Source organism: Bradyrhizobium sp. C9 (assembly GCF_002532045.1).
Taxonomy (GTDB): Bacteria; Pseudomonadota; Alphaproteobacteria; order Rhizobiales; family Xanthobacteraceae; genus Bradyrhizobium.
On record NZ_NWTG01000001.1, the window covers coordinates 480,035 to 506,667 of the forward strand.

Consider the following 26,633-nt stretch of genomic DNA (forward strand, 5'->3'; position numbering starts at 1 on the left):
CACAAATGCCAATTGTTGCGCGACGCTGGGGCCGCAGCCCTCTTCAACAAGACAACCCGGTGGTTATGGGTCCCTGCTTTCGCTGGGACGGCACCGAGATTGTGGTGCGTGAACCAATCGAATTCGTGTTCCCGCGCTGCGTCACAGAAGCGCGCCGGAGCGACTTTCGGATAGCTTGCGTCACAGTCGCGATCGACTACGCTTGGCATACAAGCAGGCGTGACGTCAGATCGCGCCGCAAAGAGGGGACGCGCGCATTGCACGGACAGGCCGACTGGCGCAGCGAAGCCATGCGAAGCGCCAGGGAGGGAACCCGGCGCCGCGCATTTACCGGCCTCTGGGTCGCGGCGCTGCTGGCGATCCTTGGCTTCCTGGTCATCTATCCCGTTTTGATGCTGCTGCTCGGCGCGCTGACCGACACCAACCCGGTGGTCGACGGCATCCGCCTCAGCCTGAGCCATCTGTCGATCGCCAATTTCCTCGCCGTGCTCGCCAATCCGAATGTCGGCGAGGCGCTGCTCAACACGCTGATCGCCTGCGGCGGCGGCACGGTCATCGCGGTTGCGATCGGCCTGTTCTTCTCGTGGATCGTGGTTCGCACCAACACGCCGTTCAAGGGTTTCATCGCCGCGGCCAGCATCCTGCCGCTGTTCGCGCCGCCACTGGTGGCTGGTGTGGCCTGGGCGATCCTTGGCTCGCCGAAGACTGGGTTGATCAATACGATGTTCAAGTGGATGGGCTCTGACCTGCGCATCGATCTCTATTCGATGTGGGGGCTCGTGTTCGTGTTCGGCATCTACTACGCGCCCTATGTCTACATGTTCACCTCGTCGGCGCTGCGCAACATGGACCCGAGCCTGGAGGAGGCGGCGGAAATCTCCGGCGCCGGCGCGTTCGCCACCCTGTTCACGGTGACGTTTCCGCTGATCATGCCGGCGATCGTCTCGGGCATGCTGCTGTCGTTCATCGTGATGCTCGGCATCTACGGCATCCCGGCCGTACTCGGCGCGCCGACCAATCTGAACGTGCTGACGACCTATATCTTCAAGCTCACCAACTGGTCGCCGCCGCTCTACAACACCGCAGCCGCGGTCGCGATCATCCTGATGATGGTCACGGGGCTGCTGGTCTATCTGCAGCAGAAATTGCTCAGCGGGCGCAGCTACACCACCGTTGCGGGGAAGGCGTTCCGACCACGCAGCCTCGATCTCGGGCCATGGCGCTGGGTCACCTTCGCACTCGGGATCGTCTACCTCGTCATCGTCGTCGTACTGCCGTCGCTGGCGCTGATCGTCGCAGCGTTCCGCAAGTTCATGTTCATCCGCGACGCCGCGAGCCTGTTCGACATGCGGCAATACTCGCTGATGCATTTCGAGAGCATCTTCGACAATCCGCTGACCATGAAGTCGATCTACAACGCGATCGAGGTCGGGGTCATCACCGCCGTCGTCGGCGGCGCGCTTGCTTTTGCGATCGGCTATACCATTCATCGCACCCGCGTCGCTGGGCGCGGCGCCATCGACCTGATCTCGACGCTGCCGGTCGCAATCCCCGGGCTCGTGGTCGGTGTCGCCTATCTCTGGGCCTGGATCGGCGTGCCCGGCGGTCTCTACGGCACGATCTGGATTCTGGCGCTCGCCTTCATCGCGCGCTTCATGCCCGACACCGTGAAGGCGCTGTCGACCTCGTTCCTGCAGATCCACCGCGAGCTCGAAGAGGCTGCCTGGGTTTGCGGCCGGGGCATGCTCGGCACCATCGGGACGATCGTGCTGCCGCTGGCGCGGCCGGGCGTGCTGGCCTCGATGACGCTGCTGTTCGTGCTGGCGATCCGCGAACTCGGCTCGTCGCTGTTCCTCTACACCAGCAACACCATGGTGATGTCGGTGCTGCTGCTCGACTATTACGAGGGGGGCAATATCGGCAAGACCGCGGCCTTCAGCCTGGTGCAGACCGTACTGCTCGGTGTCCTGATCGGCGGCGCCAACTGGCTGTCGCGCGGGGCGGCGCAGGGCAACGTGGCGCGGACCGGATAACGATAAACGAGGAAGGATTTGGCGATGGATAGACGAACCTTCACCACACTGGCCTTGGCGAGCGTTGCAACGCTTGCGCTGGCGTCGGCCGCGCGGGCGCAGGAGTTCGGCTCGGCGGAGTTGATTGCCGCCGCAAAGGCCGAGGGCAAGCTCGTCTATTACACCGCGAATTTTGCCGAGATCGAGCAACAGGTGATCAAGGCGTTCAACAAGCGCTTTCCCGAGATCAAGGTCGAGATGGTCCGCGCGCCCGGCGGCCAGCTCATCACCCGCGTGAAGACCGAAGCCGCGGCCGGCAAGCTGATTGCCGACGTCGTCGACCACTCCGATCGCGCGCTGATGCAGCCGCTGGAAGATCTGTTCCAGGACTACGCGCCGCCGAACGCGGCCGATTACAGCAAGGACGCACTGATCTCGCCGAAGCTGTGGCCGCGCGCCACCATCGCCTGGTCGATCGGCTACAACACCGAGCTGGTGAAGGATCCGCCGAAATCCTGGATGGACCTGACCAAGCCGCAATATGACAAGCTGATCGGGCAGGTGTTCGCGCAGTCCGGCGGCACCACATGGACCCGGATCATGTTCGAGCGACAGGTGCTCGGCGAGGATTACTGGGCCGGGCAGGCCGCGACCCATCCCGTGCTCTATCCTTCCGGGGCGCCGACCGCCGATGCGCTGGTGCGCGGCGAGATCGCGATCGCGCCGCTGCTCTACAACGTGATCTACCAGAAGAAGAAGGACGGCGCGCCGATCGAGATCTTCTTCCCGCCCGAGGGCGCGCCCGTCAATCCCTATGCGAGCGGCATTCCGAAGACGGCGGCCCATCCCAATGCGGCAAAGCTGTTCCTGAACTGGTGCCTGTCGAAGGAAGGGCAGACCTTCATGATCAAGGAACTCGGTAATCTCACCTCGTTGAAGGAGCCGCCGGCGTTTCCGGAGGGCTTCGATCCCAAGGTGGTCAAGCTTTGGTATCCGAAGTTCGACGAGTACGTGAAGCTGCATGCGGCATGGGTCGCGGACTGGGACAAGATCTACGGGTATCGGCAATAGGCTGATGGTGCAGCGATGACGGCAACGCTCGAGGTCAGCGGCCTCAGGAAACAGTTTGCGATCGGCCGCCCGGCGATCGACGGCGTCAGCTTTGGCGTGCCGGCCGGCGAGATCGTGGTGCTGCTCGGGCCGTCCGGCTGCGGTAAGACGACTACCTTGCGCTGCGTCGCCGGGCTCGAGCACCCGACCGATGGCGAGATCAGCATTTCCGGGCGGGTGGTGTCATCGCCGGCGCGCGGCATCCTCGTGCCGCCGCGGGCACGCAACCTCGGTATGGTGTTCCAGTCCTATGCGGTGTGGCCGCATATGACGGTGCGGCAGAACGTGATATATCCGTTGAAGCACCGCACGGTCGGCCGCACCGATGCCGCCCGCATGGTCGACGATGCACTGGCGCTGGTCGGACTGTCCGACTATGCCGACCGGCCGGTGGTGGCGCTGTCGGGCGGGCAGATGCAGCGCGTCGCGCTGGCGCGCAGCATGGTGTACCGGCCGCAACTCCTGCTGCTCGACGAGCCGCTGTCGAACCTCGATGCCAAACTGCGCCTGCGGCTGCGCGACGACCTCCGCGTCATTCTCAAGCAGACCGGGATGACCGCGCTCTACGTCACCCATGATCAGGCCGAGGCGGTCGTGCTCGGCGACCGGATCGGCGTGATGCGCGACGGCAAGCTGTTGCAGATGGACACGCCTGATGTGATCTACAACCGCCCGGCCGATCTGTTCGTCGCCAATTTCACCGGCGCGACCAATGAGCTCGCCGGCACGCTGGTCGCCTGCAACGGCGGCTATGGCGTGGTCGATTTCGGTGACGGCCGGCGAGGTGAGGTCGCGCTATTCCAGGCGCTTAGTCCCGACGAGAAGGTGCGCGTGGCGCTGCGGCCCGAGAATATCGCGATCGGCCGGCCCGATGGCGCAAATACATTTGCGGCGAAGGTGCTCGACCGGCGCTACCAGGGCACCCAGACCGCCTACGGCATCGAGCTGTTCGGCAAACGGCTGGAGGCGATCGAGCTCGGCACCGCCGCGCGCCATCAGGTCGGCGTCGAGGCGCAGGTCGCGCTGCCGCGCGAATGCCTGTGGGCTTATCGCGACAATGGGCCGGCGTCCGAAGACTAAACAGGATCGACTGAGCAGAAGCTACTGCAGCGCCATTCCCGAGGTCTTGATCACGGTGGTCAGCTTCTGCTGATCGGCCTTCATCAGCGCGGCGAGTTCATCGAGCGACAACGGCTTGCCCGGAATGTTGGCGAGCGACAGCTGGCGCTGCACGTCGGGGTTCTGCAACGCCTTGTTGATCGCCGCATTGATCTTCGCAAGCAGCGGCGCCGGCGTCGCGGCCGGCACGTAGATGCCATACCAGGGAACGTAGGCGGCCTCCGCAAAGCCGGCTTCGGCGATGGTCGGGACGTCGGGCAGGTCGGGCACGCGCTTGTCGGTGAAGACCGCGAGCGGCTTGACGCTGCCGGCCTTGATGTGCGGCAGCGCCAGCTCGAGCGAGACGATCTCGAAATGCATCAGGTTGGTCATCAGGTCGATCAGGGCCTGCGGCTGGCCCTTGTAGCCGACATTGGTCAGCTTGATGCCGGCGACCTGAAACAGTTTCTGGGCGCTGAGGTCGATTGACGATCCGGTGCCGGGATTGCCGAAGTTGAACTCTCCGGGCCGCTTGCGGGCCAGGTCGACGAATTCGCCGATGCTCTTCACCGGCATCGACGGATGCACCAGCGCGACGCTTTGATTCCAGACGGCGAGGCCGACGCATCTGAAATCCCTTGCCGCGTTCCAGCCGGCGTCCTTGTAGAGATCCGGATTGACCAGCAGCGCGGGGCCGGTAACGACCCAGGTGTAGCCATCCGGCTCGCTGCGCGCGACGGCCGATGTGCCGATATTGCTGTTGCCGCCGGGCCGTGCCTCCACCACGACGGTCTGCTTCCAGTCGCGGCCGACCTGCTCGGTCACGGCACGCGCGACGATATCGACGATGCCGCCGGCAGGGTAGGGCACGATGATGTGGATCGGACGGCTCGGATAATTGTCCTGCGCACGGGCAGGAACACTGCCGGACAGCGCCGTGATGATGGCCGCAAGCAAGGCCATGGCGGTTGTGATGCCGCGCATCTCTCCCTCCCAATGTTTCCCGCATCATTCGTGGGATGCGTGGTCTAGCCGTTGGCCACCAGCGAGCGGATGCTGCGGGCGAGCCCGAGGATGCGCGGCCCGCATTCGCGCTCGATCTGCTCGGCGCTGAAGCGGAATGAGGGGATGCCGCAATTGACCGACAGGCACTCTCCGGCTGGCGTGCGGTACAGCGGCGCGGCGACGCCAAAAATCTCGCGACGCCATTCGCCGAGCGAGACCGCGAAGCCGCGTTCGTTGCAGAGCTCGATGTCCGGCAGCGTGCGCCGCTCGACGTAGTCGAGTTCCTCAGGGCGCTCGGCCTTCACGCGCGCCACATAGGCATTGCGTTCGTCCTGCGTGAACAGCGACAGCAGCGCGCGCCCGACTGCGGTCGGCGCCAGCGAGGAGACAAAGCCGACGTCAGGCACGTGCGGCACCGCGTCCGTCGTGCGCAGCGTTTCGACATAGATGAAGTCGAGCCCGAACGGCATCGCGATCGACACCGTGCCGCCGGTGTAAGCGGCGAAATCACGCATCAGCGGACGCGCAAGCTGGCGGACCTTGAGCGACGACAGCACCGGATAGGCGGCGGCAAGCACGCCGAGCCCGAGCACGAAGCGGCCCTTGGCATCGCGCCTGAGATAGCCGAGCTGCTCCAGCGTGTAGGTCAGGCGCGAAACGGTCGGCCGCGACAGGCCGGTGTGCTCGGCAAGCTCCGCATTCGAGAGCGGGCCGCTGTGGTTGCGGAAGGCCGCCAGCAGATCGAGCCCGTGCGCCAGGGTGGTCGCAAAGGAGGGATCCGCCTGTGATTCGAGAGTGGACAATGCCGCCATACGAAATAATGGTCTTAAATGACCATAAATGTCAATATATCGAAATGAATTTGCAAATCGTTTCGATATGGGTTTATCTCTCGCCCAAAATACGGGAGGCGGTATGGACTTCGCTCTATCCGAGCGATCGGAGCGTCGGCGGCGTGATCTGCTAGCCTTCTTCGAGAAGGAGGTGCTGCCGCGCCATCGCACCTGGCTCGACCACGTCCGTTCGCAGAGCGACACGCCGCCCTTCATGGCCGAGTTGCAGCAAAAGGCGCGCGCGGCCGGCCTGTGGAATCTCGGCCTGCCCGAACTGGCCGACGATGAACCCGGCACACGCCTCTCCAATCTCGACTACGCGCCGTTGGCGGAAATCATGGGGCGGCTGTTCTGGGCGCCGGAGGTGTTCAACTGCCAGGCGCCCGACGTGCCGAACATGATCGCGTTGCAGGCCTGCGCGACGCCTGAGCAGAAGAAGCGCTGGCTGGCGCCGCTGCTCAACGCCGAGACGCGCTCCGCCTTCGGCATGACCGAGCCCGATGTCGCCTCGTCCGACGCCACCAACATCGCAACGCGGATGGTGCGCGACGGCGACCACTACATCATCAACGGCCGCAAATGGTTCATCACCGGCGCCGCGCATCAGCGCTGCAGCTTCCTGATCGTGATGGGTGTCACCGATGCCGGCGCCGAGCGCACCAGCCGGCATTCCTGCATCATCGTGCCGATGGATGCGCCCGGTGTACGGCTGGTGCGGCGGCTACGCTGGATGGGCTGCGAGGATCATGTCGCGCCGATCGGTGAACTCGTGTTCGACAATGTGCGGGTGCCGGTAGAGAATTTGCTCGGCGCGGAGGGTGAGGGTTTCAAGGTCGCGCAGGTCCGACTCGGACCGGCGCGCATCCATCATTGCATGCGCTCGATCGGGCTCTGCGAACTCCTGATCGAATTGATGATGGCGCGCGCCGCGGAGCGCAGCGCATTCGGGCGCACCGTGATCCAGTACGACACCGTGCAGCGCTGGATCGCCGAAGCCCGCGTCGAGTTGGAGCAGGCGCGGCTGCTCGCGTATCGCTGCGCCTGGCGGCTCGATCAGGCTGGCCATCACGGCGCCTGGCGCGACGTCTCGCTGATCAAGGTCGCGGTGCCCGCAATGCTGCAGAAGATCGCCGACCGCGCGATGCAGGTGTTCGGCGCGATGGGCGGCTCAGACGATACGCCGATCCATCAGGCGCTGGCGTGGGGACGGCTGCTCCGGATCGGCGACGGCCCCGACGAGGTGCATCTGCGGCAGATCTTCCGGATGGAGCCGATGCCGGAATGGTCGATCGCCAATTCGCCCTATCTTGCTGCACATCCCGCCTGAGCGGCGCTAGAGTAGCCACCGAATTATCCCTGGACGAGGCGCCCTTCCGATGACGATGACCGAGCAAGCCCTAGACGCAAAACCCGCCGCGATCGACAAGGAGCGGCTGCGCCTGAAGTATCAGGAGGAGCGCAACAAGCGGCTGCGTCCTGACGGCAACGATCAGTATCTCCAGATCAAGGACCAGCTCGCGCATTATCTCGAGGATCCCTACACGCCGGTGGTGGAGCGCGCGCCGAAGACCGACCACGTCACCTTCGCCTTCATCGGCGGCGGCTTTGCGGGGCTCGCCACCGCGGCCCGGCTGACCGAGGCCGGCGTCAAGGACGTCCGCATTGTCGAGAAGGGCGGTGATTTCGGCGGCACCTGGTACTGGAACCGGTATCCCGGCGCGCAATGCGACACCGCGTCGATGGTCTACATGCCGCTGCTCGAAGAGACCGGCCACATGCCGTCGGAGAAATACGCGCATGCGCCGGAAATCCTGGCGCACTGCCAGCGGATCGGGCGGCAGTTCAATCTCTACGACAACGCGCTGTTTCACACCGAGGTGACGAGCCTCGACTGGGACGCGGCACAATCGCGCTGGATCGTCCGCACCACCAGGGGCGACGCCTTCACCGCGCAATATATCGGCATCGGCACCGGCCCGCTGCATGTGCCGAAGCTGCCCGGCATTCCCGGCATCGAGCGCTTCAAGGGCCACTCGTTCCATACCAGCCGATGGGATTACGACTACACCGGCGGCGATCCCCGGGGCGCGCCGATGGACAAGCTTGCCGACAAGCGGGTCGGCATCATCGGCACCGGTGCAACGTCGGTGCAGTGCATTCCGCACCTCGCGCGCGCCTGCAAGGAGCTCTACGTGTTCCAGCGCACGCCGTCGTCGGTCGACGTGCGTGGTAACGGCCCGATCGATCCGGACTGGTTCGCCGATATCGCAACGCCGGGCTGGCAACAACGCTGGCTGGAGAACTTCACCGCCAACCAGGCCGGTGGATCGGCGGAGGAAGACCTGGTGCAGGATGGCTGGACCGATCTGTCGAAGCGGATCCGCGCCAAGGTGATGCTGCTGCCGCGCGAGCAGCGCACCGTGGAAAACATGCGGGCGGTGTTCGAGGATTCCGACTTCGAGAAGATGGAGGAGATCCGCAACCGGGTCGACAGCATCGTCGGCGATGCCGAGACGGCCAGGAATCTGAAAGCCTGGTACGGCCAGCTCTGCAAGCGGCCATGCTTTCACGACGCCTATCTTCAGGCGTTCAACACGCCGGGCACGCATCTGGTCGATACCGACGGCAAGGGCGTCGAAGAGATCACCGAGAACGGGATCGTGGTCGCGGGCAAGGAATACAAGCTCGACTGTATCATCTACGCGTCAGGCTTCGAGGTCGGCACCGAGTACAAGCGGCGGGCGGGTTTCGACGCGACGGGCCGCGACGGCATCAAGCTGTCGGAATATTGGGCCAAGGGCATGCGCACCAAGCACGGCATCCACGTGCATGGCTTCCCCAACGTGTTCTTCGTGCAGCCGACGCAGGGCGCCAACCTCATTTCCAACGTGCCGCACAATCTGACCGAAGCGGCGCGGACCATCGCCCTGATGGTCGCTCATGCGCAGGACAACGGCTTCAAGGAAATCGAAGTCAGCAAGGACGCCGAGGATCGCTGGGTCGAGCTGCTGCTGACTGCGGTCGGCCGGATGATCGGCGGACCCGATTGCACGCCCGGCTATTACAACAATGAGGGACGCGAGCCGGGGCCTGCCGCCAAGCTCAATGTCGGTTATCCGGCGGGCGCGTTGGCCTACTTCAAATACATCGACCAGTGGCGCAGCAGCGGCCAGTTCGAAGGCGTGCAATTCCGTTGAGGGATGTGCGATCGGGACTGATTTCTGCCAAATGAGGGAGTGCTTGAGTAATGACCCAGACAACCGCAGGTGAGACGTCGCACGAACTTCCGAAGGCGGCATCCGCGCCGGTTATCGCGCAGCACGCGGCGACGCTGAAAGCGCTGCCGTTCGCCGACACCAGGGATTTCGACGACGCCGCACGCGGCTTCCTCGGCACCATCGAGAACGCGCGCGTCACCTCGGCCCAGGGCAGGGTGGTCTGGAGCCTCGAGCCTTACGGCTTCCTCTCCGACGAGAAGGCGCCTGCGACCGTCGATCCGAGCCTGTGGCGGCAGTCACGACTCAACATGCATCACGGCCTGTTCGAGGTGGTGCCGGGCGTTTACCAGGTGCGCGGGCTCGACATCGCCAACATGACGCTGATCGAGGGCGACAAGGGCGTGATCGTGGTCGACACCCTGACCTCGATCGAGGGCGCGCGTGCCGCGATGGAGTTGTACTTCCAGCATCGCGGCAGGCGGCCGGTCGCCGCCGTGATCTTCACCCATACCCATACCGACCATTGGGGAGGCGCGCGCGGCGTGGTGGACGACGCCATGCTGGCGGCCGGCGTGCCGATCATCGCGCCGAACTTCTTCATGGAGCACGCGGTCTCCGAGAACATCATCGCGGGGCCTGCGATGCTGCGCCGCGCGCAATACCAGTTCGGGCCGTTCCTTGCCAAGGGCGTGCGCGGCCAGGTCGATTGCGGCCTCGGCAAGACCATGGCGGCGGGCGGCGTGGCGCTGCTGCGGCCGACCGATCTGATCATCGCGACCGGCGATACGCGCATCATCGACGGCGTCGAGTTCGAATTCCAGATGGCGCCGAACAGCGAAGCGCCGGCGGAGATGCATTTCTTCATTCCGCGCTACAAGCTGTTGAACCTCGCGGAGAACTGCACGCACAACTTCCATAACCTGCTGCCGTTCCGCGGCGCCGATGTACGCGACGCGCTGGCCTGGTCGAAATATCTCGGCGAGGCGCTTCAGATGTGGGGCGGCAAGGCCGAGGCGATGTGCGGCCAGCATCACTGGCCGGTGTGGGGGCGGGAGCGGATCGACACCATGATCCGCCAGCAGCGCGATCTCTACAAATATGCGCATGACCAGACCATCCGGCTGATGAACCACGGCCTCAACGCGGCGGAGATTGCCGAGACGATCAGGCTGCCGCAGAGTCTCGAAGGCGCCTGGCACGGCCGCGGCTACTACGGTCACATCAGGCACAATGTGAAAGCGATCTACCAGAAGTATCTCGGCTGGTACGACGCCAATCCGGTCAATCTCGATGCCTTGCCGCCGGTCGATGCCGGCAAGAAGTATGTCGAATATATGGGCGGCGCCGATGCGATCCTGAAACGCGCAACCGCGGATTTCGCCAAGGGTGAATTCCGCTTCGTCGCACAGGCCGTCAGCCATCTCGTCTTCGCCGAGCCCGACAACCAGGCGGCCCGTGCATTGCTGGCCGACACGTTCGAGCAGCTCGGCTATGCCGCGGAGAGCTCGACCTGGCGCAACGCCTATCTGTTCGGCGCCCAGGAGCTGCGGCAGGGCATGCCGAAGACGCCGCCGCGCTCGCCGATGCCACGCGAGACGCTGGCTGCGCTGCGCACCGAGCAGCTCTGGGACGTGCTCGGTATTCGCCTCAATGGCCCCAAGGCCGAGGGCAAGCGCATCGTGCTGAACTGGAATTTTACCGATACGGGCGAGAGCTTCGTGCTCAATCTCGAGAACTCGGCGCTGACCTACGTCAAGGGGGCGCAGGCGAGCGACGCGCACGCGAGCTTCACGCTGGCGCGCAGCGTGCTCGACGAGGTGATCGCCAAGCTGACCTCGTTCCCGGAGGCCGTCGGTGCCGGCAAGGTCAAGGTATCAGGCGAGCCGCTGCGGCTCGGCGAACTGATGGTGCTGATGGACGAGTTTCCCCGGATGTTCGAGATCGTCGAGCCGAAGCGGACGGTGGTGACGTAGTGAACCGGGAAACGAACGGCGTCACAAACTCTATCGTCGTCCCGGCGAAGGCCGGGACCCATACTCCGCAGCGGATGTCGTGGGCGAGACTCGTCGTTCCGCCGACGCTCAATAATGGTTATCGGTGGTTATGGGTCCCGGCCTTCGCCGGGACGACACTGAATGTTTGGTGCAGCCTAGGAATTATCACCCGCTCCGGAGGAGCGCGATGACGGGTCGATAAGCGCTGGCTCAAATCCCGAGATACGCCGCCTGCACCTGTTTGTTGCCCGCGAGCTCGGCGCTCGAGCCCTGCATGATCACGTTGCCGCTTTCCAGCACATAGGCGCGCTGCACAAGCGACAGCGCGCGGCTGACATTCTGCTCCACCAGGAGGATCGCTGTGCCCATCTTGTGAATCGCGCCGATCTTCTCGAACGTCACATCGGTCATCACGGGGGCGAGGCCGAGCGACGGCTCGTCCAGCATCAACAGGCGGGGCTTCAGCATCAATCCGCGGCCGACCGCGACCATCTGCTGCTCGCCGCCGCTCATGGTGCCGGCGAGCTGCTTCCTGCGGTCGGCGAGCCGCGGGAAGATGCTGTAGACGAGCTCCATCGTGCGCCCGCGATCCGCCTTGGCCTTCGGCGTATAAGCGCCGATCTCGAGATTCTCCTGCACCGTCATTTCGGGAAAGACCTGACGGCCTTCCGGGACGTGCGCGATACCGAGCTCGGGAATCCGGTAGGGCGGCAGCGTGGCGAGGTCGACGCCGTCGAACGTGACCTTGCCTCCGAACAGCTTGACGAGGCCGGAGACGGCGCGCAGCGTCGTGCTCTTGCCGGCGCCGTTGGCGCCGAGCAGGCCGACGGCCTCGCCCTCGCCGATGGAGATGCTGACGTCGGTGATGGCGGGGACCGAGCCGTAGCTGGCGCTGACGCGGGAGAGCTCAAGCATGGGCGTTGCCTTGCGCCGGCGGATGCACGTAGGAGCCGAGATAGGCGCGGATCACTTCCGGATTCTCCACGATCTCCTTCGGCGCGCCTTCGGCGATCTTCTGGCCGTGGTCGAGCACCACGATGTGACGGGCGACCGCCATGATCGCGCGCATCACATGCTCGACGATCACGATTGTGAGGCCGCGCGCCGAAAGCTTCTTCACCAGCGCCACGGCCTGGTCGATCTCGGCCGGGTTGAGGCCGGCCATCACCTCGTCGAGCAGCAGGATCCTTGGCTGGGTCGCCAGCGCGCGGGCCATCTCCAGCCGGCGCTGGTCGATGGTGGTGAGGTCCTTGGCCGGCGTCTGCTCCCTGGCGCCGAGCCCGACGAATTCGATTGCTTCAAGCGCCTTGTTGCGGGCGGCGGCGACATGACGGTCGCGCAGGAACGCGCCGGTCATCACATTCGCGAGCACCGTCATCGCGCCGAACGGCTTTGCCACCTGGAAGGTGCGCGCCATGCCGAGCGCGCAGACGTCATGCGGCCTGAGGCCCACGACCTCGTGACCGAAGGCGAGCACCGATCCGGAGTCCGGGCGGTGAAATCCAGTGATCAAATGAAAGCTCGTGGTCTTGCCTGCGCCGTTCGGTCCGATCAGCGCGACGGTCTCGTTCTCCTGCACGGTGAAGCTGACGTCCTGCACCGCGCGCAGGCCGCCGAAGCGCTTGCTGAGACCCTTGATGACGAGTGCTTCTGCCATCGCAACCTCAGGCGCGTGCCGGCTTGCGCCGGACATAGCGGTGATAGACGTCGGTCGCAAACCCGATCAGCCCGGTCGGCCGCCACAGGATCACGGCCATCAGGATCAGGCTGTAGACGGTGAGCTGGATGCCGCCGACCGAGCTGCCGAGCCAGCTTTGCAGTAGCGCCGAGGTGGTCTCCAGCAGCACGGTGCCGATCACAGGCCCCCACAATGTGCCGATGCCGCCGACGATCGAGACCAGCGCCGCCTCGATCGAGACGCTGAAGCTGAACGCGGTCGCGGGATCGATGAAGTAGATGTACTGGGTGTAGAAGGTGCCGGCGAGCGCGGTCAGGAACGCGCTGATCATGTAGATGTCGCGCTTGATCTTCGGCGCGTTGACGCCGATCGCCTCGGCCGCATCCTCATCCTCGCCGATTGCAACGAGGTAGTAGCCGATCCAGGATTTCTCGATTTGGTGGGTGATCCAGAGGCCAACGATAAGCAGGCCGAGCACCACGTAGTAGTAGGACGACTTCTCCTCGAATTGCATCATCAGCGGCGCGCTGCCGAGGTTCGGGATCGTGGTTCCTTCGGCGCCCCAGGCGAAGTCGCGGAACTTGAGGAAGATCAGCATCAGCACCTGGGCGGTCGCGATGGTGGCGATGGTGAAATAGGGACCACGCAGGCGGAAGCAGAGCCAGCCGATAGGCAGGCTCGCCAGCATCGCGACCACGCCGCCTGCGATCATCCCGATCCAGGGCGAGATGCCGTAGTTCACCTGCATGATGGTCGAAGTGTAGGCGCCGAGCCCGAAATAGGCGGCGTGCCCGAGCGACAGCTGCTTGGCATAGCCGCCCATCAGGTTCCAGGCGACGCCGATGAAGGAAAACAGCAGGATGCGGATGAAGATGTCGATCGCGAACGACGAGGTGACGAGCTGGGGCAGCGCCAGCATGACCACGGCCCCGATCGCGAGCCACAGCCACTTCATGTTGCCTGAGGTCTGCATCAGCGGCCCCTTTTGGCGCCCAGCCCGCTCGGCCTGAAGGCAAGCGTCAGCAGCAGCAGCGCGAACACCACGATCAGGCCGGAATCGGCGCCGACGAACTGGATGCCGAGCGATTCCGCCACGCCCATCATCAGGCTCGCGACCAGCGCGCCCATCACATTGCCGAGCGTGCCCATCACGACCGCGACGAACGCCATCAGCACGAACACCTGGCCGACGAACGGATAGGCCGAATAGAACGGCATCAAGAGCGAGCCGGCGGCGCCGGCGAGCGCCAGCGCGGTGCCGAACGCAACCGCGAACACACGGTTGGGATTGATCCCCATCAGCATCGCGACGTCGCGGTTCTGCGATGCCGCGCGCATGGCGCGGCCGAGATCGGTGGTGTGCAGGAACACCCAGAGCAGTCCGCTGAGCGCCATTGCGACCGCGAAGGCGATCAGCTTCGCGACCGGAATGTACAGCCCGCCGATGTGCCAGGCTTCATCCGAATACGAGGTGTGGACGGTGCGGTAATTGGCGCTGAACAGCATCAGCGAGAGATTGAGCAGCAAGAGCGACAACGCGAAGGTCAGGAAGATCTGCGGCATGTCGTTCGGTCCGAGCACCCTGCGGATCAGGAAGTGCTGGATCAGCACGCCGGCGAGGAACAGCACCGGCATCGAGACCACAAGCGAGACCAGCGGATCGATGCCGAACTGGGTGGCGAGGAAGAACGAGATATACATTCCGATCATCACGAACTCGCCCTGGGCGAAATTGACGATCTTGACCACGCCGAAGATCAGCGTGACGCCGATGCTGACCAGCGCGTAGATGCCGCCGATGAGCAGGCCGTTGATGACAGCCTGGGCCAGTGTCTCCCACATGCGATGGGACCGCCGTTCAGGTCTTCATCAGCGGGGCGCGGGCGTCTTCCTTGGGGAAGATGCTGGCGAGATCGGCATTCTGCCACTGCACGCCGACCGGACAGCCATAGACGTTCTTGCCGTCGGGGCCGAACTTCACCTTGCCGCCAGGCGCCATCGCAGCAAAGCCCGAGGAGACGTCGAGCGTCGAGAGCGCCTCGCGCACCTTCTTCGGATCGGCGGAGGCGGCGCGCTCCAGCGCGTCGGCCAGCATGAAAGTCTGCGCGACCAGGCCGCCGGCATATTCGAACGCGAACTCGCCGGTGCGCTTCTTGAATTCGGCGTTGACCTTCTGCGCATCGTCGTTGACGTCGTGGTTCCAGTGCGCGACGCCTTGCAGGCCTTCGGCCGCCTTGCCGACATTCTTGTAGAAGTCCGGCATCACGAAGCCGCCCGAGCCGCCATTGATCGCGATGTTGAGCCCGACCTGCTTCACAGTGCGCACGATCAGGATGAGGTCGTTGAGGTAGGACAGCGAGAACAGCGTGTTGGCGCCGGAGGCCTTGACCTTGTTGATCAGCGGACTCGCATCGGTGAAGCCGGCCGAGTAGGGCTCGAACATCACGATCTCGACGCCTTCGCCGGGCGCCAGCTCCTTCAGCCCGTTCGAGGTCGAGGTGCCGAATGCGGTGTTCTCGAAGATCACCGCGACCTTGGCCTGGTCGCTGACGAGCTTGGCCATCTGCAGCTGCGCCTTGGCGAATTGCGAGGCGCGCGCAAACGGCGTGAAGGTGTAGGTGCGTCCCTTGTTGAGCTGGTCCGAGCTCGATCCGGTGATGATCGGAACCCTGGCACGCTCGCAGACTTCGCTCGCGATCAAGGTCAGCGCGCTGGCGTAGCAGCCATGGATTGCCGACAGCTTGTTGCCGGATATCAGACGGTCGGTTTCGGTGCGCGTCACCGTGGTGTCGCTCTGCACGTCGGAGACGATGAGGTTGAGCTTGGCGCCGCCGAGCGACTTGATGCCGCCGGCCTCGTTGACCATGTCGACCGCGAGCTTCGCCGCTGCAACGCAGCCGACGCCGATCTGCGCCATGCTGCCGGTGCTCGGATAGAGTGCGCCGATATTGATCGGGTCGGCGGCCCAGCCGCGCAGCGGGACGGCGCCGAAGGCGCCGGCCGCGAGCACCCCGCCGGTTTTGACCAGGAATTTGCGGCGGTTCAGCTTTGTCCGTGAGGCTTTGGTTGGCGCGGCATTATTAATGGCCGACGGCTTGCGGTCCCCTGTCATGGCGTTCCCCCTGTGCGACTGCGGCTCGGTTGCTCCGTCCGCTCGCTTATTATTTTTGCTCAAGCGGGGGCATAAGAGCACGTAATTCGGCAATCGCAAAGGCGATATCGGCCAGGGTCACGGGAAGCACGTTTCGACTGCTGCGTCGCAGCAATCGCGCGATACGCGCTTGCGAGCCGCGTCGCTGCATGGGAATTGCCGCCGGATGCGGTGGTATTATTGACAATCGAATGACCCGACGAACCGGACGGAACGGTGCCGGCCGGTCCGCCGGATCATTCGATCGGCCGCTGCAACGGCTATTCCGCGCTCGCCACCAGCTTGAAGCGCGGCTTGGCTTCCATCAGGCTGCGATAGGCGGCGAGATAGTCGAGCGCCATGCGGCGTGCGGTGAAGCGGGTCTCGAACCGCTTGCGGATTGCATCGCGGTTGAGCGTCGCGAGCCGGCCGACGGACGCGACCGCGCTGATCTCGTCCTCGACGATGAAGCCGGTCAAGCCGTCCTCGATGATCTCGGGCACCGAACCGCGGTTATACGCAATGACGGGCGTGCCGCAGGCCATCGCTTCGATCATCACGAGGCCGAACGGCTCCGGCCAATCGATTGGAACCAGGAGTCCGATCGCGCCGCTGAGAAAATCCGGCTTCTCGCGGTCACTGATCTCGCCGATGAACTCGACCAGCGGATTGCTGGTGATCAGCGGTTTGATCAGCTCGTCGTAATACTCCTGGTCGGCGCGATCGACCTTGGCTGCGATCTTCAGCGGAATGCCGCAGCGGGTCGCGATCTTGATCGCGCGATCGACGCCTTTCTCCGGCGCGATGCGCCCGAGCACGGCGAGATAGGACTGCTTGGCCGGTTGCGGCGTCAGCAAATTCTCCGGCAGGCCGTGATGGATGGTGCGCACCCAGTGCGCCTGCGGCACCGGCCGCCGCTGCGCGTTGGAGATCGAGATCACCGGGGCCTTGGAGAAGGTGTTGAAGACGGGCTGGTGCTCCGGCAAGTCGAGCCGTCCGTGCAGCGTGGTCACGAACGGCGTCGGCTGCCGCGCGAACAGCGACCACGGATAATAGTCGAGATGGAAATGCAGGAAGTCGAACTCGTCGTCGTCGGCTTTCTGCCGCACGCGCTCCAGCATCACCATGTGCAGCGCATTGGGATCGCGGACGGAACCGTCGAGCCGCAGTGCCTTCGGCCAGGTCGCATCGAGCTTCGCGGAGGTCTGTGAATCGCCACTGGCGAACAACGTCACGTCATGTCCAAGTGTTACAAGTTCTTCGGTCAGCCAGTGCACGACCCGTTCGGTGCCGCCGTAGAGCTTGGGGGGAACAGCCTCCGTCAGCGGGGCAACCTGCGCGATGCGCATTTCTCCGTCTCCATGTTTGTAATGTGGTGAACCCTCAGCCCTCTGATGGCAGCGACATGCCAAGGACGGGAACGTTCTCGCACGTGCGAGGTTCCTTAGGTGTGGGAGATCTGCCGCTTCTTTCTTCCATCACACTGTGGTCTTGCTGATGCCATCTCACTCCAACACGTTTTTGCGGACGCCAACGTTGCAAAATTGTCGCGCAGTGATGGCTGCATCAAGGAATCCCACCGCCGCCCTTCACGTCATCGTGCACGAGAGCTTCGTCTAAAATTTTCTCGTTCACCTTCAACAGCTTTTGCAGGACGTCATGGACCATCTGTCAGGATACGCGCATCGGCCGTTCCCCTTTGTGCTGCGCTATCTGCGCCGGCGGCTCCCGTCGCATGTTGTAATCTTGTCGGCCGTCGTCGCGGCGGTTGCCTGCTCGGTAGGCACGCAATACGGCGTGAAGAATCTGGTCGACGCATTGTCGGCAGGACCGTTGGCTGCGAACGGCGTATGGCTGGCATTCGCTCTGCTCATGTCGCTGATCGCCGCCGACAACTTTCTGTGGCGGATCGCGAGCTGGACCGCGAGCTACACCTTCGTCAGCGTCAGCGGCGACCTTCGCCGTGACATGTTCCGACACCTCACCGGCCACGCGCCGAGCTATTTCACCGACCGGCTGCCGGGCATGCTGACCAGCCGGATCACGGCGACGTCGAACGCGGTCTACACCGTCGAGAACATGTTCGTCTGGAACGTGTTGCCGCCTTGCATCGCGACCTTCGCGGCAATCACCCTGGTTGGAACCGTCAGCGTGACAATGTCAGCAGTGCTGATCCTGATCGCGGGAACGATGGTGGTGGCGATGTTCCGCATGGCGGCCGCCGGCAGGCCGCTACATGACGATTTCGCCAACAGGGCGGCCGCCGTGGACGGCGAGATGGTCGACGTGATCAACAACCTGCCGCTGGTGCGGGCGTTCTGCGGCCTCGGCTATGAGCACGACCGCTTCGACGCGACCGTCAATCGGGAACTCGTCGCGCGCGGCCGTTCCCTGCGCTATCTCGAAAAGCTCCGCCTGGTTCACGCCGGCGTGACCGTCATTCTGACGATCGCGATGCTGGCCTGGGCGCTCTCGCTCTGGCAGCAGGGTCAAGCCACCACCGGCGACGTCGTGCTGGTCTGCACGCTCGGCATCTCGATCCTCAGCGCCACCCGCGATCTCGCCGTCGCGCTGGTCGACGTCACCCAGCATGTCGCCCGGCTGACCGAGGCGCTGGCGACGCTGTTGCAGCCGCACGAGCTCAAGGACCATCCGGAAGCCGAGGTGCTGGTGAAGAGCGGCGCGGCGATTGCTTTCAACAATGTCTCGTTCCGCTATCCCGGCGGCTTGCAGGTGTTCGAGCGCTTCAGCCTGCGCATCCAGCCCGGCCAGCGGGTCGGTCTGGTCGGGCAGTCCGGTGGCGGCAAGTCAACACTGTTTACCCTTCTGCAGCGCTTCTACGACGTCGAGCTGGGCAACATCACGGTCGACGGCCAGGACATCTCGCGCGTCACCCAGCAGAGCCTGCGCGCGGCGATCTCGGTGGTGCCGCAGGATATTTCCTTGTTCCACCGTTCGATCCTGGAGAATATCCGCTACGGTCGGCCTGATGCCACCGACGACGAGGTGATGCGGGCGGCGATCGCGGCGCGCTGCGACTTCATCGAAAGCTTGCCGGAAGGCATGAACACCATCGTCGGCGATCGCGGCGTCAAAGTTTCGGGCGGCCAACGCCAGCGGATCGCGATCGCGCGCGCCTTCCTGAAGGATGCGCCGATCCTCTTGCTCGACGAGGCCACCGCGGCGCTCGATGCAGACTCCGAGGAGGCGATCCGCGAGGCGTTGTCGCGCCTGATGCGCGGGCGTACGGTGGTGGCGATCGCGCACCGCCTCGCGACGCTGCGCAGCTTCGACCGCGTGGTCGTGCTGCAGGGCGGCCGGATCGTCGAGGATGGTCCGCCCGATATCCTCGTGAAGGGAAGAGGTCCCTACCGCGACCTGGTCGCGCGCGAAATGGGCCGGCTCTCCACCAGCGCGGCCTGACCCCGCGTCATCAAGCGCGTTGTTGCGTTCCGGTGCGTTCGTTCGAGCCGAGACTAGAGCCAAGACTGAGGCCAAGCAAAGTCGCCAGAGGTTCAGATGGCAGCTGACGTCGTTACGCAGATCATCACTGCTCGCATCACTGAGCACGTCGCCGAACAGCCGTTCTACATTCCGATGACCGGGCCCGCGGCACGGCCGCGGCGCTCGCTCAAGCACGACGACACCTTCATCGTGCTCGACAGCCATGGCGACATCGGCGCTTCGGCGGGCGGGCCCGATGGCCTGTTCAACGCCGACACGCGCTACCTCGCGCGGCTGGAAATGGTGCTGGAGAACGTGCAGCCGCTGCTCCTCGGCTCCAACATGCGCGACGACAATTCGGCGCTGACGGTCGATCTCACCAATTCCGACGTCTATCGCGACGGCCATCTGACCTTGCAGAAGGATACGCTGCACATCGTGCGCTCGATCTTCCTGTGGCGCGGCACCGCCTATCAGCGCATCGGCCTGCAGAACCACGGCGATCTTGCCGCAAGCTTTGATCTCACGCTGCTGTTCGACAATGATTTCGCCGACCTGTTCGAGGTGCGCGGCGAGCGGCGGCCGCGGCGGGGTATCGGCTCGAGCAAGTTGCTCGGCCCGACCGACGTCGTGCTGGAGTATTGCGGCCTCGACGAGCAGACGCGGATCACCGCGCTGCATTTCGATCCGCGGCCGACCCGGCTGTCGGTCAACACTGCGACCTATCATTTCGACCTCGAGCCGGGGCAGGTCACCTCGCTGTTCATCGCGGTGTCCTGCAACAAGCCGATCATGCAGAAGCCGGTGCCGTTCTTCCGCGGCCTGCTGGCGCATCGCCGCGAGATGCGGAATTCGTCGGCCGGCGCGGCCAGCATCGAGACCTCGAACAACATCTTCAACGAGGTGCTGTGCCAGGCGATGGCCGATCTCAACATGCTCATGACGGAGACGCCGCAGGGCCGTTATCCCTATGCCGGCATTCCCTGGTATTCGACGACGTTCGGCCGCGACGGGCTGATCACCGCGCTGCAAATGCTGTGGGTCGATCCGCGGATCGCCAAGGGCGTGCTGAAGCGGCTCGCGCTGTTCCAGGCCAAGGCGGTCGACCCGCTGTCCGATGCAGCGCCGGGCAAGATCCTGCACGAGATGCGCGGCGGCGAGATGGCGGCGCTGCGCGAGGTGCCGTTTGCGCATTACTACGGCAGCGTCGATTCGACCCCGCTGTTCGTGCTGCTCGCCGGGCTCTATCTGGAGCGCACCGGCGACGTCGAGACGTTGCGCGAGTTGTGGCCGGCGGTCGAGGCCGGCTTGCAGTGGATCGACGGCCCGGGCGATCCCGATCGCGACGGTTTCATCGAGTACCAGCGCGCCACCGAGGAGGGGCTGCGCAATCAAGGCTGGAAGGATTCCTTCGACGCCATCTTCCACGCCGACGGCACGCTTGCCGAGGGCAATATCGCGCTGGCGGAAGTGCAAGGCTATGTGTTCGCCGGCAAGCAGCTTGCCGCGCAAGCGGCGCGGCGGCTCGGCTTCGCCGACAAGGCTTTGAAGCTCGATGCAGAGGCCGAGCGGCTGCGTGAGCGATTCGAGGCGGCATTCTGGTGCGAGGAACTCGGTACCTATGCGCTCGCGCTCGATGGCGCCAAGCAGCCGTGCAAGGTGCGCACGTCGAATGCCGGGCAGGTCTTGTTTTCCGGCATGGTGCGGGAGGACCGCGCGCGGCGGGTGGCCGCCGACCTGATGAGCCAGAAATTCTTCTCCGGCTGGGGCATCCGCACCGTCGCCGCGGGCGAAGCGCGCTACAACCCGATGTCCTATCACGACGGCTCGATCTGGCCGCATGACAATGCGCTGATCGCACTCGGCCTCGCGCGCTACGGCCTCAAGCACTCGGTCGCGCATCTGTTCAATGGCCTGTTCGATGCCGCGAGCTATATGGAGCTGCGGCGGTTGCCTGAGCTGTTCTGCGGCTTCCGCCGCGAGCGCCGGCGTGGCCCGGTGCTCTATCCGGTGGCCTGTGCACCGCAGGCCTGGGCGAGCGCGACGCCGTTCACGCTGCTTGAGGCCGCACTCGGGCTGGAGTTCGACACCGCGCGCGGCGAGATCCGCTTGCGCGATCCGCGGCTGCCGGAATTCCTCAACGACGTGGTGCTGCGCGACCTCAGGCTCGGCGCGTCCAGCGTCGATTTGCGGCTGCGCCGCCACGGCGACGAGGTGTCGCTCGAGGTGTTGCGCACGCGTGGCCAGATCCAGGTGTCGATCGTGCTGACGCATTGAGCGCCGTCGCACGCAGCGCGCGGCGAAAACGTGGGGAGAGGTATATGCGTCCGAGGATCATGGTGATGCTGGTTGGAGCGGCGCTGCTGACATGCGCGGGCGTCCGCGCCGCCGACGACGAAGGCAAGACGCCAACGACCCAGGCGCCGTCAGCAACTCCTGCGCCGCCAGCAGCCGCTGCATCGAAGGAGCAGGCCAAAGAACCGTCAAAGGAACAGTCGCCGCCGCCTTCGGTGACCGTGATCGGCGCGCGCGATGCGCACGGCATTCTCGGGCGCGACGTGCGCAGTTCCGCCAATGAGGACATGGGCCGCATCGTCGACGTCATCGTCGACCGCGACGGCAAGGTCCGCGCCGCGGTGATCGATTTCGGCGGCTTCCTCGGCGTCGGCAGCCGCAAGATCGTGGTCGACTGGAACGCACTGCGTTTCGCCGGCGTTTCCAGCAAGAGCGACAGCATCACGCTGGACCTCAACAAGCAGCAGGTGAGCGCTGCGCCGGAATACAAGGAAGATACGCCGCTGATCGTGCTTGGCGCGGCCGGCAATCTTCATCCATGGGATTACGAACATTAGGGGGCTAAAGCTGGTCGCGCGTCCGAACTCTTCCGTCGAGATGGTTGGCGACGGTCGTGGCGAGCGATCAGCCGGCGGCACCAAAATTGTGCCGATTGTCTCTGATCAACCCAGTCCTGAGGAACCGCGGATGCCGTCGCGCGAAAGCCAGCGCGGGCTCGACTGGTTCATCTTCTTCCTGGCCGACGTGCAGACCGGCTTCGGCCCCTTCATCGCGGTCTATCTGACGACGCAGAAGTGGACCCAGGTCGAGATCGGCTTCGTGCTCTCGATCGGCGGCATCATCGGCCTCTTGGGCCAGGTGCCCGGCGGCGCGATCGTCGATGCGGCGCGCTCGGAGCGGGTCGTTGCGGGCTGGGCGGTCGCCGCGATCGGCGCCGCCGCGCTGGCCTACGCGCTCTGGCCGATCTTTCCCGTGGTGACACTCGCCGCAACGCTGCACGCGCTCGCAAGCTGCGTGCTGGGTCCGGCGATCGCCGCGATCAGCCTCGGCCTGGTCGGGCCGCTGGCGATCGGCGAGCGGCTCGGCCGTAATGCGCGCTTCGCTTCGCTCGGCAGCGGCTCGGCTGCGGCGCTGATGGGCGCCTGCGGCTATTTCCTGTCGAGCCGATCGGTGTTCCTCGTGACCTTCATCCTGGCGATCCCGACGCTGCTGTCGCTGGCGCGGATCCGCGAGCGCGAGATCGATATCGCGCAGGCTCATGGCGAGGTGAAGCGCGAGGTTCCCGACAAGCGCGCCACCAGCGTCTTCGCTCTGGTGCGGCAGCGGCCGCTGCTGATCTTTGCCGGCGCGATGATGCTGTTCCAGCTCGCCAATGCCGCGATGCTGCCGCTGATGGCGGGCGTCGTCACGACACGGTCGAGCCAGTGGGCGCCGGTCCTGATCGCCGCCTGCATCATCGTGCCGCAGGCGATCGTCGCGCTGTGCTCGCCGTCGGTCGGCCGCAAAGCCCAGGCCTGGGGCCGGCGGCCGCTGCTGCTGCTCGCATTCGCCTCGCTGGTGATCCGCGGCCTGTTGTTCGCAACGGTGCGTGATCCCTATCTGCTGGTCATGGTGCAGATCTTCGACGGCATCACCGCGGCGATCTTCAGTGTCATGGTGCCGCTGATCGTGGCCGACGTGGCGTTCGGCAGCGGCCATTTCAACCTGGCGCAGGGTATTGTCGGAACGGCGGTCGGCATCGGTGCGTCGCTCAGCACGGTGCTGGCCGGCTATGTCAGCGACAAGCTCGGCAGCAGCACCGCCTTCATGGGGCTGGCCGGCGTCGCCGCGCTGGGGCTGTTCATGATCTGGCTGGTCATGCCGGAGACGCGGCGGACGGCATGACGCGGGCAGGTTTCACTCCGCCGCACCCTTCCTCATGCATGCGCCGTCATATATGAGTGATTTGCTGGCGGAACGAGCCGGTAGTCCCGTGGATTAATCAATCCAAAATCGTGATCTGGTAGGGATCGACGCAGCGCGGGCAGGCATTTCGACCGAGGAATGGCATGATAAATCGAACGACGACGGCGCAAATCACCGGACCGATGCGGCGTTGGGGGCCTCCCGCCTTTGTGACCTTCGCGGCGATGGTCACACTTGCGTCATTGACCGGCGGCGCCGCGGCAAAGCAGCAGCGTCCCGCCGCAACGGTCGAGGCGACCGCGCCGCGCGCTGCGGGCGAGCCGATCATGGCGATCGTGTCGATCAAGGCCCAGAAGGTGACCTTCTACGACGCCGACGGCTGGATCTACCGCGCGCCGGTGTCGAGCGGGGTCAAGGGACGCGAAACGCCGGCCGGCGTCTTTGCGCTGGTCGAGAAGGACAAGGACCATCACTCGACCATGTACGACGATGCATGGATGCCGAACATGCAGCGCATCACCTGGAACGGCATCGCGCTGCATGGCGGCCCACTGCCCGGCTACGCGGCCTCGCACGGCTGCGTGCGGATGCCTTATGACTTCGCCGAGAAGCTGTTCGACAGGACGCGAATCGGGATGCGGGTGATCATCGCGCCGAACGACCCGGCGCCAGTCGATTTCACTCACCCCGCGCTGTTCGTGCCGAACGCCCAGGCCATCGCGGCTGCTCCGGCGCGTGCCGAGACACTGTCCCGCGAAGCCGCGGATGCCGCCAAGGTTGCCGACGAGGCAAAGAAGGCCTCCGTGGCCGCGACCAAGGAAGCTGCGCTGTTCACGCCGGCATCACTGCGCAAGCTGGAAAAGGCCAAGACCCGCGCCGACGCCGAACTCGCATTCGCCGACAAGACGCTCGCCAATGCCAAGACCGACCAGGCCAAGGCGCGCGCCGAGGATCTGAAGCAGAAGGCTGCCGCCAAGGCCGCGGAAGCAACGACGCAGTTCGAGGCGGCCCAGGGCGACGCCAAGCCTAAGCTCGACGCCGCGGCGGCCGCAAAGGACGCCGCCAAGGCGGCCGAGACCAAGAAGGCCGATACTCAGAAGGCAGCGACCGAGGCCAAGCTCGCGCTCGAGCCGGTTTCCGTCTACATCAGCCGCGCGACGCAGAAGCTCTACGTCCGGCGCAACACCCACAAGCCATGGGCTGACGGTGGCGAGGTGTTCGACTCGAGCATTGAGGTTCCCGTCACGATCCGCGATCCGGACCAGCCGATCGGCACGCATATCTACACGGCGATGGCCCGCAATAACGACGGCAGTCTGCGCTGGACCGAGGTGACGATCGACGACGGCGACAACGCCAAGGACGCGCTCGACCGCGTCACTATTCCACAGGATGTGCTGGATCGGATTGCGCCGACCGCGATGCCGCGCTCGTCGATCATCATCTCGGACGAGCCGCTGAGCGCCGAGACCAACTACCGCACCGAGTTCGTTGCCGTGCTGAGCAACCAGCCCCAGGGCGGTTTCATCACACGCAAGCCGACCAGGCCGATGGAAACCGACGACATGGTTGCGAGCGGGGACGGGGACGGTTTCGGCTTCTTCTCTCAGCGCAGCTGGAATCCGCAGTCCGGCACCCAGTACGGCTATCCCCAATACGGCAATCCTCAGGCGCCGACCCAGTACGGCTCCCCGTATTATGGCAATCCTCAACCCGCCAATCCGCGCCGGCGCGGCGGCCAGTACTACTGGCAATCGCAACAGGACTGGTAGCAAGACGCTGCCGAAGGATCAGACTGCAATCTGAACGTTGGACGGCGGTATGACACCGCCGTCCAATCGCGTTGGCGCCGTTACGGGCGAGCTTCCAGGATCAGGTTGAACGGCGTTTCCGCCGCGCGGCGGAAACGTGAGAAGCCACCCTGACGCGCGATCTCGCGCAGCCGGGTCTCGCCGGCCTGCGCGCCGAGTGCAAGCCCGACCTCCTGGTCCAGCGACGCGGGCGTGCAGATCATCGTCGACGCCGCGTAGTACACGCGCCCGATCGGATTGAGATTGTCCTCCAGCCGATCGTTGGCGAACGGCTCGATCAACAGGCAGGTGCCGTCGTCGGCGAGGGTGGAGCGGGTGTGCTTGAGCGCGCCGACCGGGTCGCCCATGTCGTGCAGGCAATCGAAGAAGCACACCAGGTCATACTTGTTGGCTGGGAAGTCCTTGGCCGAGTGCGTCTGGAAATGAACGCGGTCCGACAATCCAGCCTCCTTCGCAGCCATCCGCGCCGCCTGGATCGAGCCGTCGTGATAGTCGAAGCCGTAGAAGGTTGATTTCGGAAACGCCTCCGCCATCAGCCGCGTCGAGACCCCATGGCCGCAGCCGACGTCAGCGACGACAGCGCCTTTCTTCAGCTTGTCGACGACGCCCTCGAGCGCCGGCAGCCATTCCTGCACCAGATAGTGCTTGTAGCTGGTGCGGAAGAAGCGGGCGGTGCCGCAGAACAGGCATTCACTGCGCTTGTTCCAGCCGACGCCCTTGCCGGTCTTGAACGCATCGGTGATTTTCGGCTCATCGAGAAAGGTCGCGCCGACAAGGCTTCCCACGGCGCCGAGGAAGACCGGGCTGTCCTCGTCGGCAAGCGCAAGCGCCTGCTCGGGCAGCATCGAGAATTTTCCGGTCGCGCTGTCGTACTCGACGTAACCGGAAGCGGCCTGTGCCGAGAGCCATTCCTGAACGTAACGTCCGGCTGTTCCCGTTGCCTTGGCCAGGGCCGCCGCGTTCATCGGTCCTTGCTGCGCCAGAGCCTTGTAGAGCCCGAGCTTGTCGCCCAGCAGCATCAGCGAAGCGTTCATGGCCGCGCCGACATCGCCAATCATCTTTCCCATGAATGAATTGAGACGCTCCTCGTTGACGTCCAT

The 26,633-nt window shown here is 64.8% G+C and carries 20 protein-coding genes; 11 read left to right on the forward strand and 9 right to left on the reverse strand.

Features of this window, described 5'->3' with window-relative positions:
• Positions 1–290: 290 nt before the first annotated feature.
• The 3 genes from CO675_RS02140 to CO675_RS02150 are packed head-to-tail and all read left to right on the forward strand — an operon-like array spanning position 291 to position 4,202.
• The gene (locus CO675_RS02140; RefSeq protein WP_097670872.1) at positions 291–2,033 is read left to right on the forward strand and encodes an ABC transporter permease; all 1,743 of its coding nucleotides are present in this window, start codon (positions 291–293) and stop codon (positions 2,031–2,033) included.
• 24 nt (positions 2,034–2,057) lie between these two features.
• Complete coding sequence (locus CO675_RS02145; protein ID WP_245452599.1) at positions 2,058–3,083, forward strand: ABC transporter substrate-binding protein; 1,026 nt, start codon at positions 2,058–2,060, stop codon at positions 3,081–3,083.
• 15 nt (positions 3,084–3,098) lie between these two features.
• Positions 3,099–4,202 (forward strand): ABC transporter ATP-binding protein, encoded by a 1,104-nt coding sequence (locus CO675_RS02150; protein WP_097670367.1) that lies wholly within the window; start codon positions 3,099–3,101, stop codon positions 4,200–4,202.
• 21 nt (positions 4,203–4,223) lie between these two features.
• Here the strand turns inward: CO675_RS02150 and CO675_RS02155 are convergent, their stop codons facing one another.
• Positions 4,224–5,204, reverse strand: a complete 981-nt coding sequence (locus tag CO675_RS02155; protein ID WP_097670368.1) for a Bug family tripartite tricarboxylate transporter substrate binding protein — start codon at positions 5,202–5,204, stop codon at positions 4,224–4,226.
• 44 nt (positions 5,205–5,248) lie between these two features.
• On the reverse strand, positions 5,249–6,028 hold the full coding sequence (locus CO675_RS02160) for an IclR family transcriptional regulator (RefSeq protein WP_158231172.1): 780 nt from the start codon (positions 6,026–6,028) through the stop codon (positions 5,249–5,251).
• Between the two features lie 112 nt (positions 6,029–6,140).
• On the opposite strand from CO675_RS02160, the gene CO675_RS02165 reads away from it, so the two are divergent.
• Genes CO675_RS02165 through CO675_RS02175 form a run of 3 tightly spaced genes read left to right on the forward strand, consistent with a single transcriptional unit; the run spans position 6,141 to position 11,249 of the window.
• Positions 6,141–7,385, forward strand: coding sequence for an acyl-CoA dehydrogenase family protein (locus CO675_RS02165; protein WP_097670370.1), 1,245 nt, complete (start codon positions 6,141–6,143; stop codon positions 7,383–7,385).
• 49 nt (positions 7,386–7,434) lie between these two features.
• Positions 7,435–9,255, forward strand: coding sequence for a flavin-containing monooxygenase (locus CO675_RS02170; RefSeq protein ID WP_097670371.1), 1,821 nt, complete (start codon positions 7,435–7,437; stop codon positions 9,253–9,255).
• 50 nt (positions 9,256–9,305) lie between these two features.
• On the forward strand, positions 9,306–11,249 hold the full coding sequence (locus tag CO675_RS02175; RefSeq protein WP_097670372.1) for an alkyl/aryl-sulfatase: 1,944 nt from the start codon (positions 9,306–9,308) through the stop codon (positions 11,247–11,249).
• 231 nt (positions 11,250–11,480) lie between these two features.
• Here CO675_RS02175 and CO675_RS02180 read toward each other — a convergent pair whose 3' ends face one another.
• From CO675_RS02180 to CO675_RS02205, 6 genes are all read right to left on the reverse strand, one after another.
• Positions 11,481–12,185 carry an ABC transporter ATP-binding protein gene (locus CO675_RS02180; protein ID WP_097670373.1) on the reverse strand — a complete coding sequence of 235 codons (705 nt, stop codon included), beginning with the start codon at positions 12,183–12,185 and terminating at the stop codon, positions 11,481–11,483.
• Complete coding sequence (locus tag CO675_RS02185; RefSeq protein ID WP_097670873.1) at positions 12,178–12,927, reverse strand: ABC transporter ATP-binding protein; 750 nt, start codon at positions 12,925–12,927, stop codon at positions 12,178–12,180. The genes CO675_RS02180 and CO675_RS02185 overlap by 8 nt, the downstream gene beginning before the upstream one ends.
• Before the next feature lie 7 nt (positions 12,928–12,934).
• The gene (locus CO675_RS02190) at positions 12,935–13,921 is read right to left on the reverse strand and encodes a branched-chain amino acid ABC transporter permease (RefSeq protein WP_097670374.1); all 987 of its coding nucleotides are present in this window, start codon (positions 13,919–13,921) and stop codon (positions 12,935–12,937) included.
• Entirely contained in the window at positions 13,921–14,790 is an 870-nt protein-coding gene (locus CO675_RS02195) for a branched-chain amino acid ABC transporter permease (RefSeq protein ID WP_097670375.1), read from the reverse strand. Before CO675_RS02195 ends, CO675_RS02190 begins: the two co-directional genes overlap by 1 nt.
• A gap of 16 nt (positions 14,791–14,806) precedes the next feature.
• Positions 14,807–16,060 (reverse strand): ABC transporter substrate-binding protein, encoded by a 1,254-nt coding sequence (locus CO675_RS02200; protein WP_097670376.1) that lies wholly within the window; start codon positions 16,058–16,060, stop codon positions 14,807–14,809.
• A 299-nt stretch (positions 16,061–16,359) separates the two neighbouring features.
• Complete coding sequence (locus CO675_RS02205; protein WP_097670377.1) at positions 16,360–17,427, reverse strand: glycosyltransferase family 4 protein; 1,068 nt, start codon at positions 17,425–17,427, stop codon at positions 16,360–16,362.
• A gap of 310 nt (positions 17,428–17,737) precedes the next feature.
• Between CO675_RS02205 and CO675_RS02210 the strand changes: the two genes are divergently transcribed.
• From CO675_RS02210 to CO675_RS02230, 5 genes are all read left to right on the forward strand, one after another.
• Positions 17,738–19,501 carry an ABC transporter ATP-binding protein gene (locus CO675_RS02210; protein ID WP_097670378.1) on the forward strand — a complete coding sequence of 588 codons (1,764 nt, stop codon included), beginning with the start codon at positions 17,738–17,740 and terminating at the stop codon, positions 19,499–19,501.
• A 96-nt stretch (positions 19,502–19,597) separates the two neighbouring features.
• On the forward strand, positions 19,598–21,799 hold the full coding sequence (locus CO675_RS02215; protein ID WP_097670379.1) for an amylo-alpha-1,6-glucosidase: 2,202 nt from the start codon (positions 19,598–19,600) through the stop codon (positions 21,797–21,799).
• 44 nt (positions 21,800–21,843) lie between these two features.
• Positions 21,844–22,374: a PRC-barrel domain-containing protein gene (locus CO675_RS02220; RefSeq protein WP_245452600.1), complete on the forward strand. Its 531-nt coding sequence runs from the start codon at positions 21,844–21,846 to the stop codon at positions 22,372–22,374.
• A gap of 130 nt (positions 22,375–22,504) precedes the next feature.
• Positions 22,505–23,701: an MFS transporter gene (locus tag CO675_RS02225; RefSeq protein WP_245452601.1), complete on the forward strand. Its 1,197-nt coding sequence runs from the start codon at positions 22,505–22,507 to the stop codon at positions 23,699–23,701.
• A 245-nt stretch (positions 23,702–23,946) separates the two neighbouring features.
• A complete protein-coding gene (locus tag CO675_RS02230; RefSeq protein ID WP_245452634.1) occupies positions 23,947–25,494 on the forward strand; it encodes a L,D-transpeptidase in 1,548 nt (515 codons plus the stop codon).
• Between the two features lie 80 nt (positions 25,495–25,574).
• Here the strand turns inward: CO675_RS02230 and CO675_RS02235 are convergent, their stop codons facing one another.
• Positions 25,575–26,633, reverse strand: a complete 1,059-nt coding sequence (locus CO675_RS02235; RefSeq protein ID WP_198964459.1) for a class I SAM-dependent methyltransferase — start codon at positions 26,631–26,633, stop codon at positions 25,575–25,577.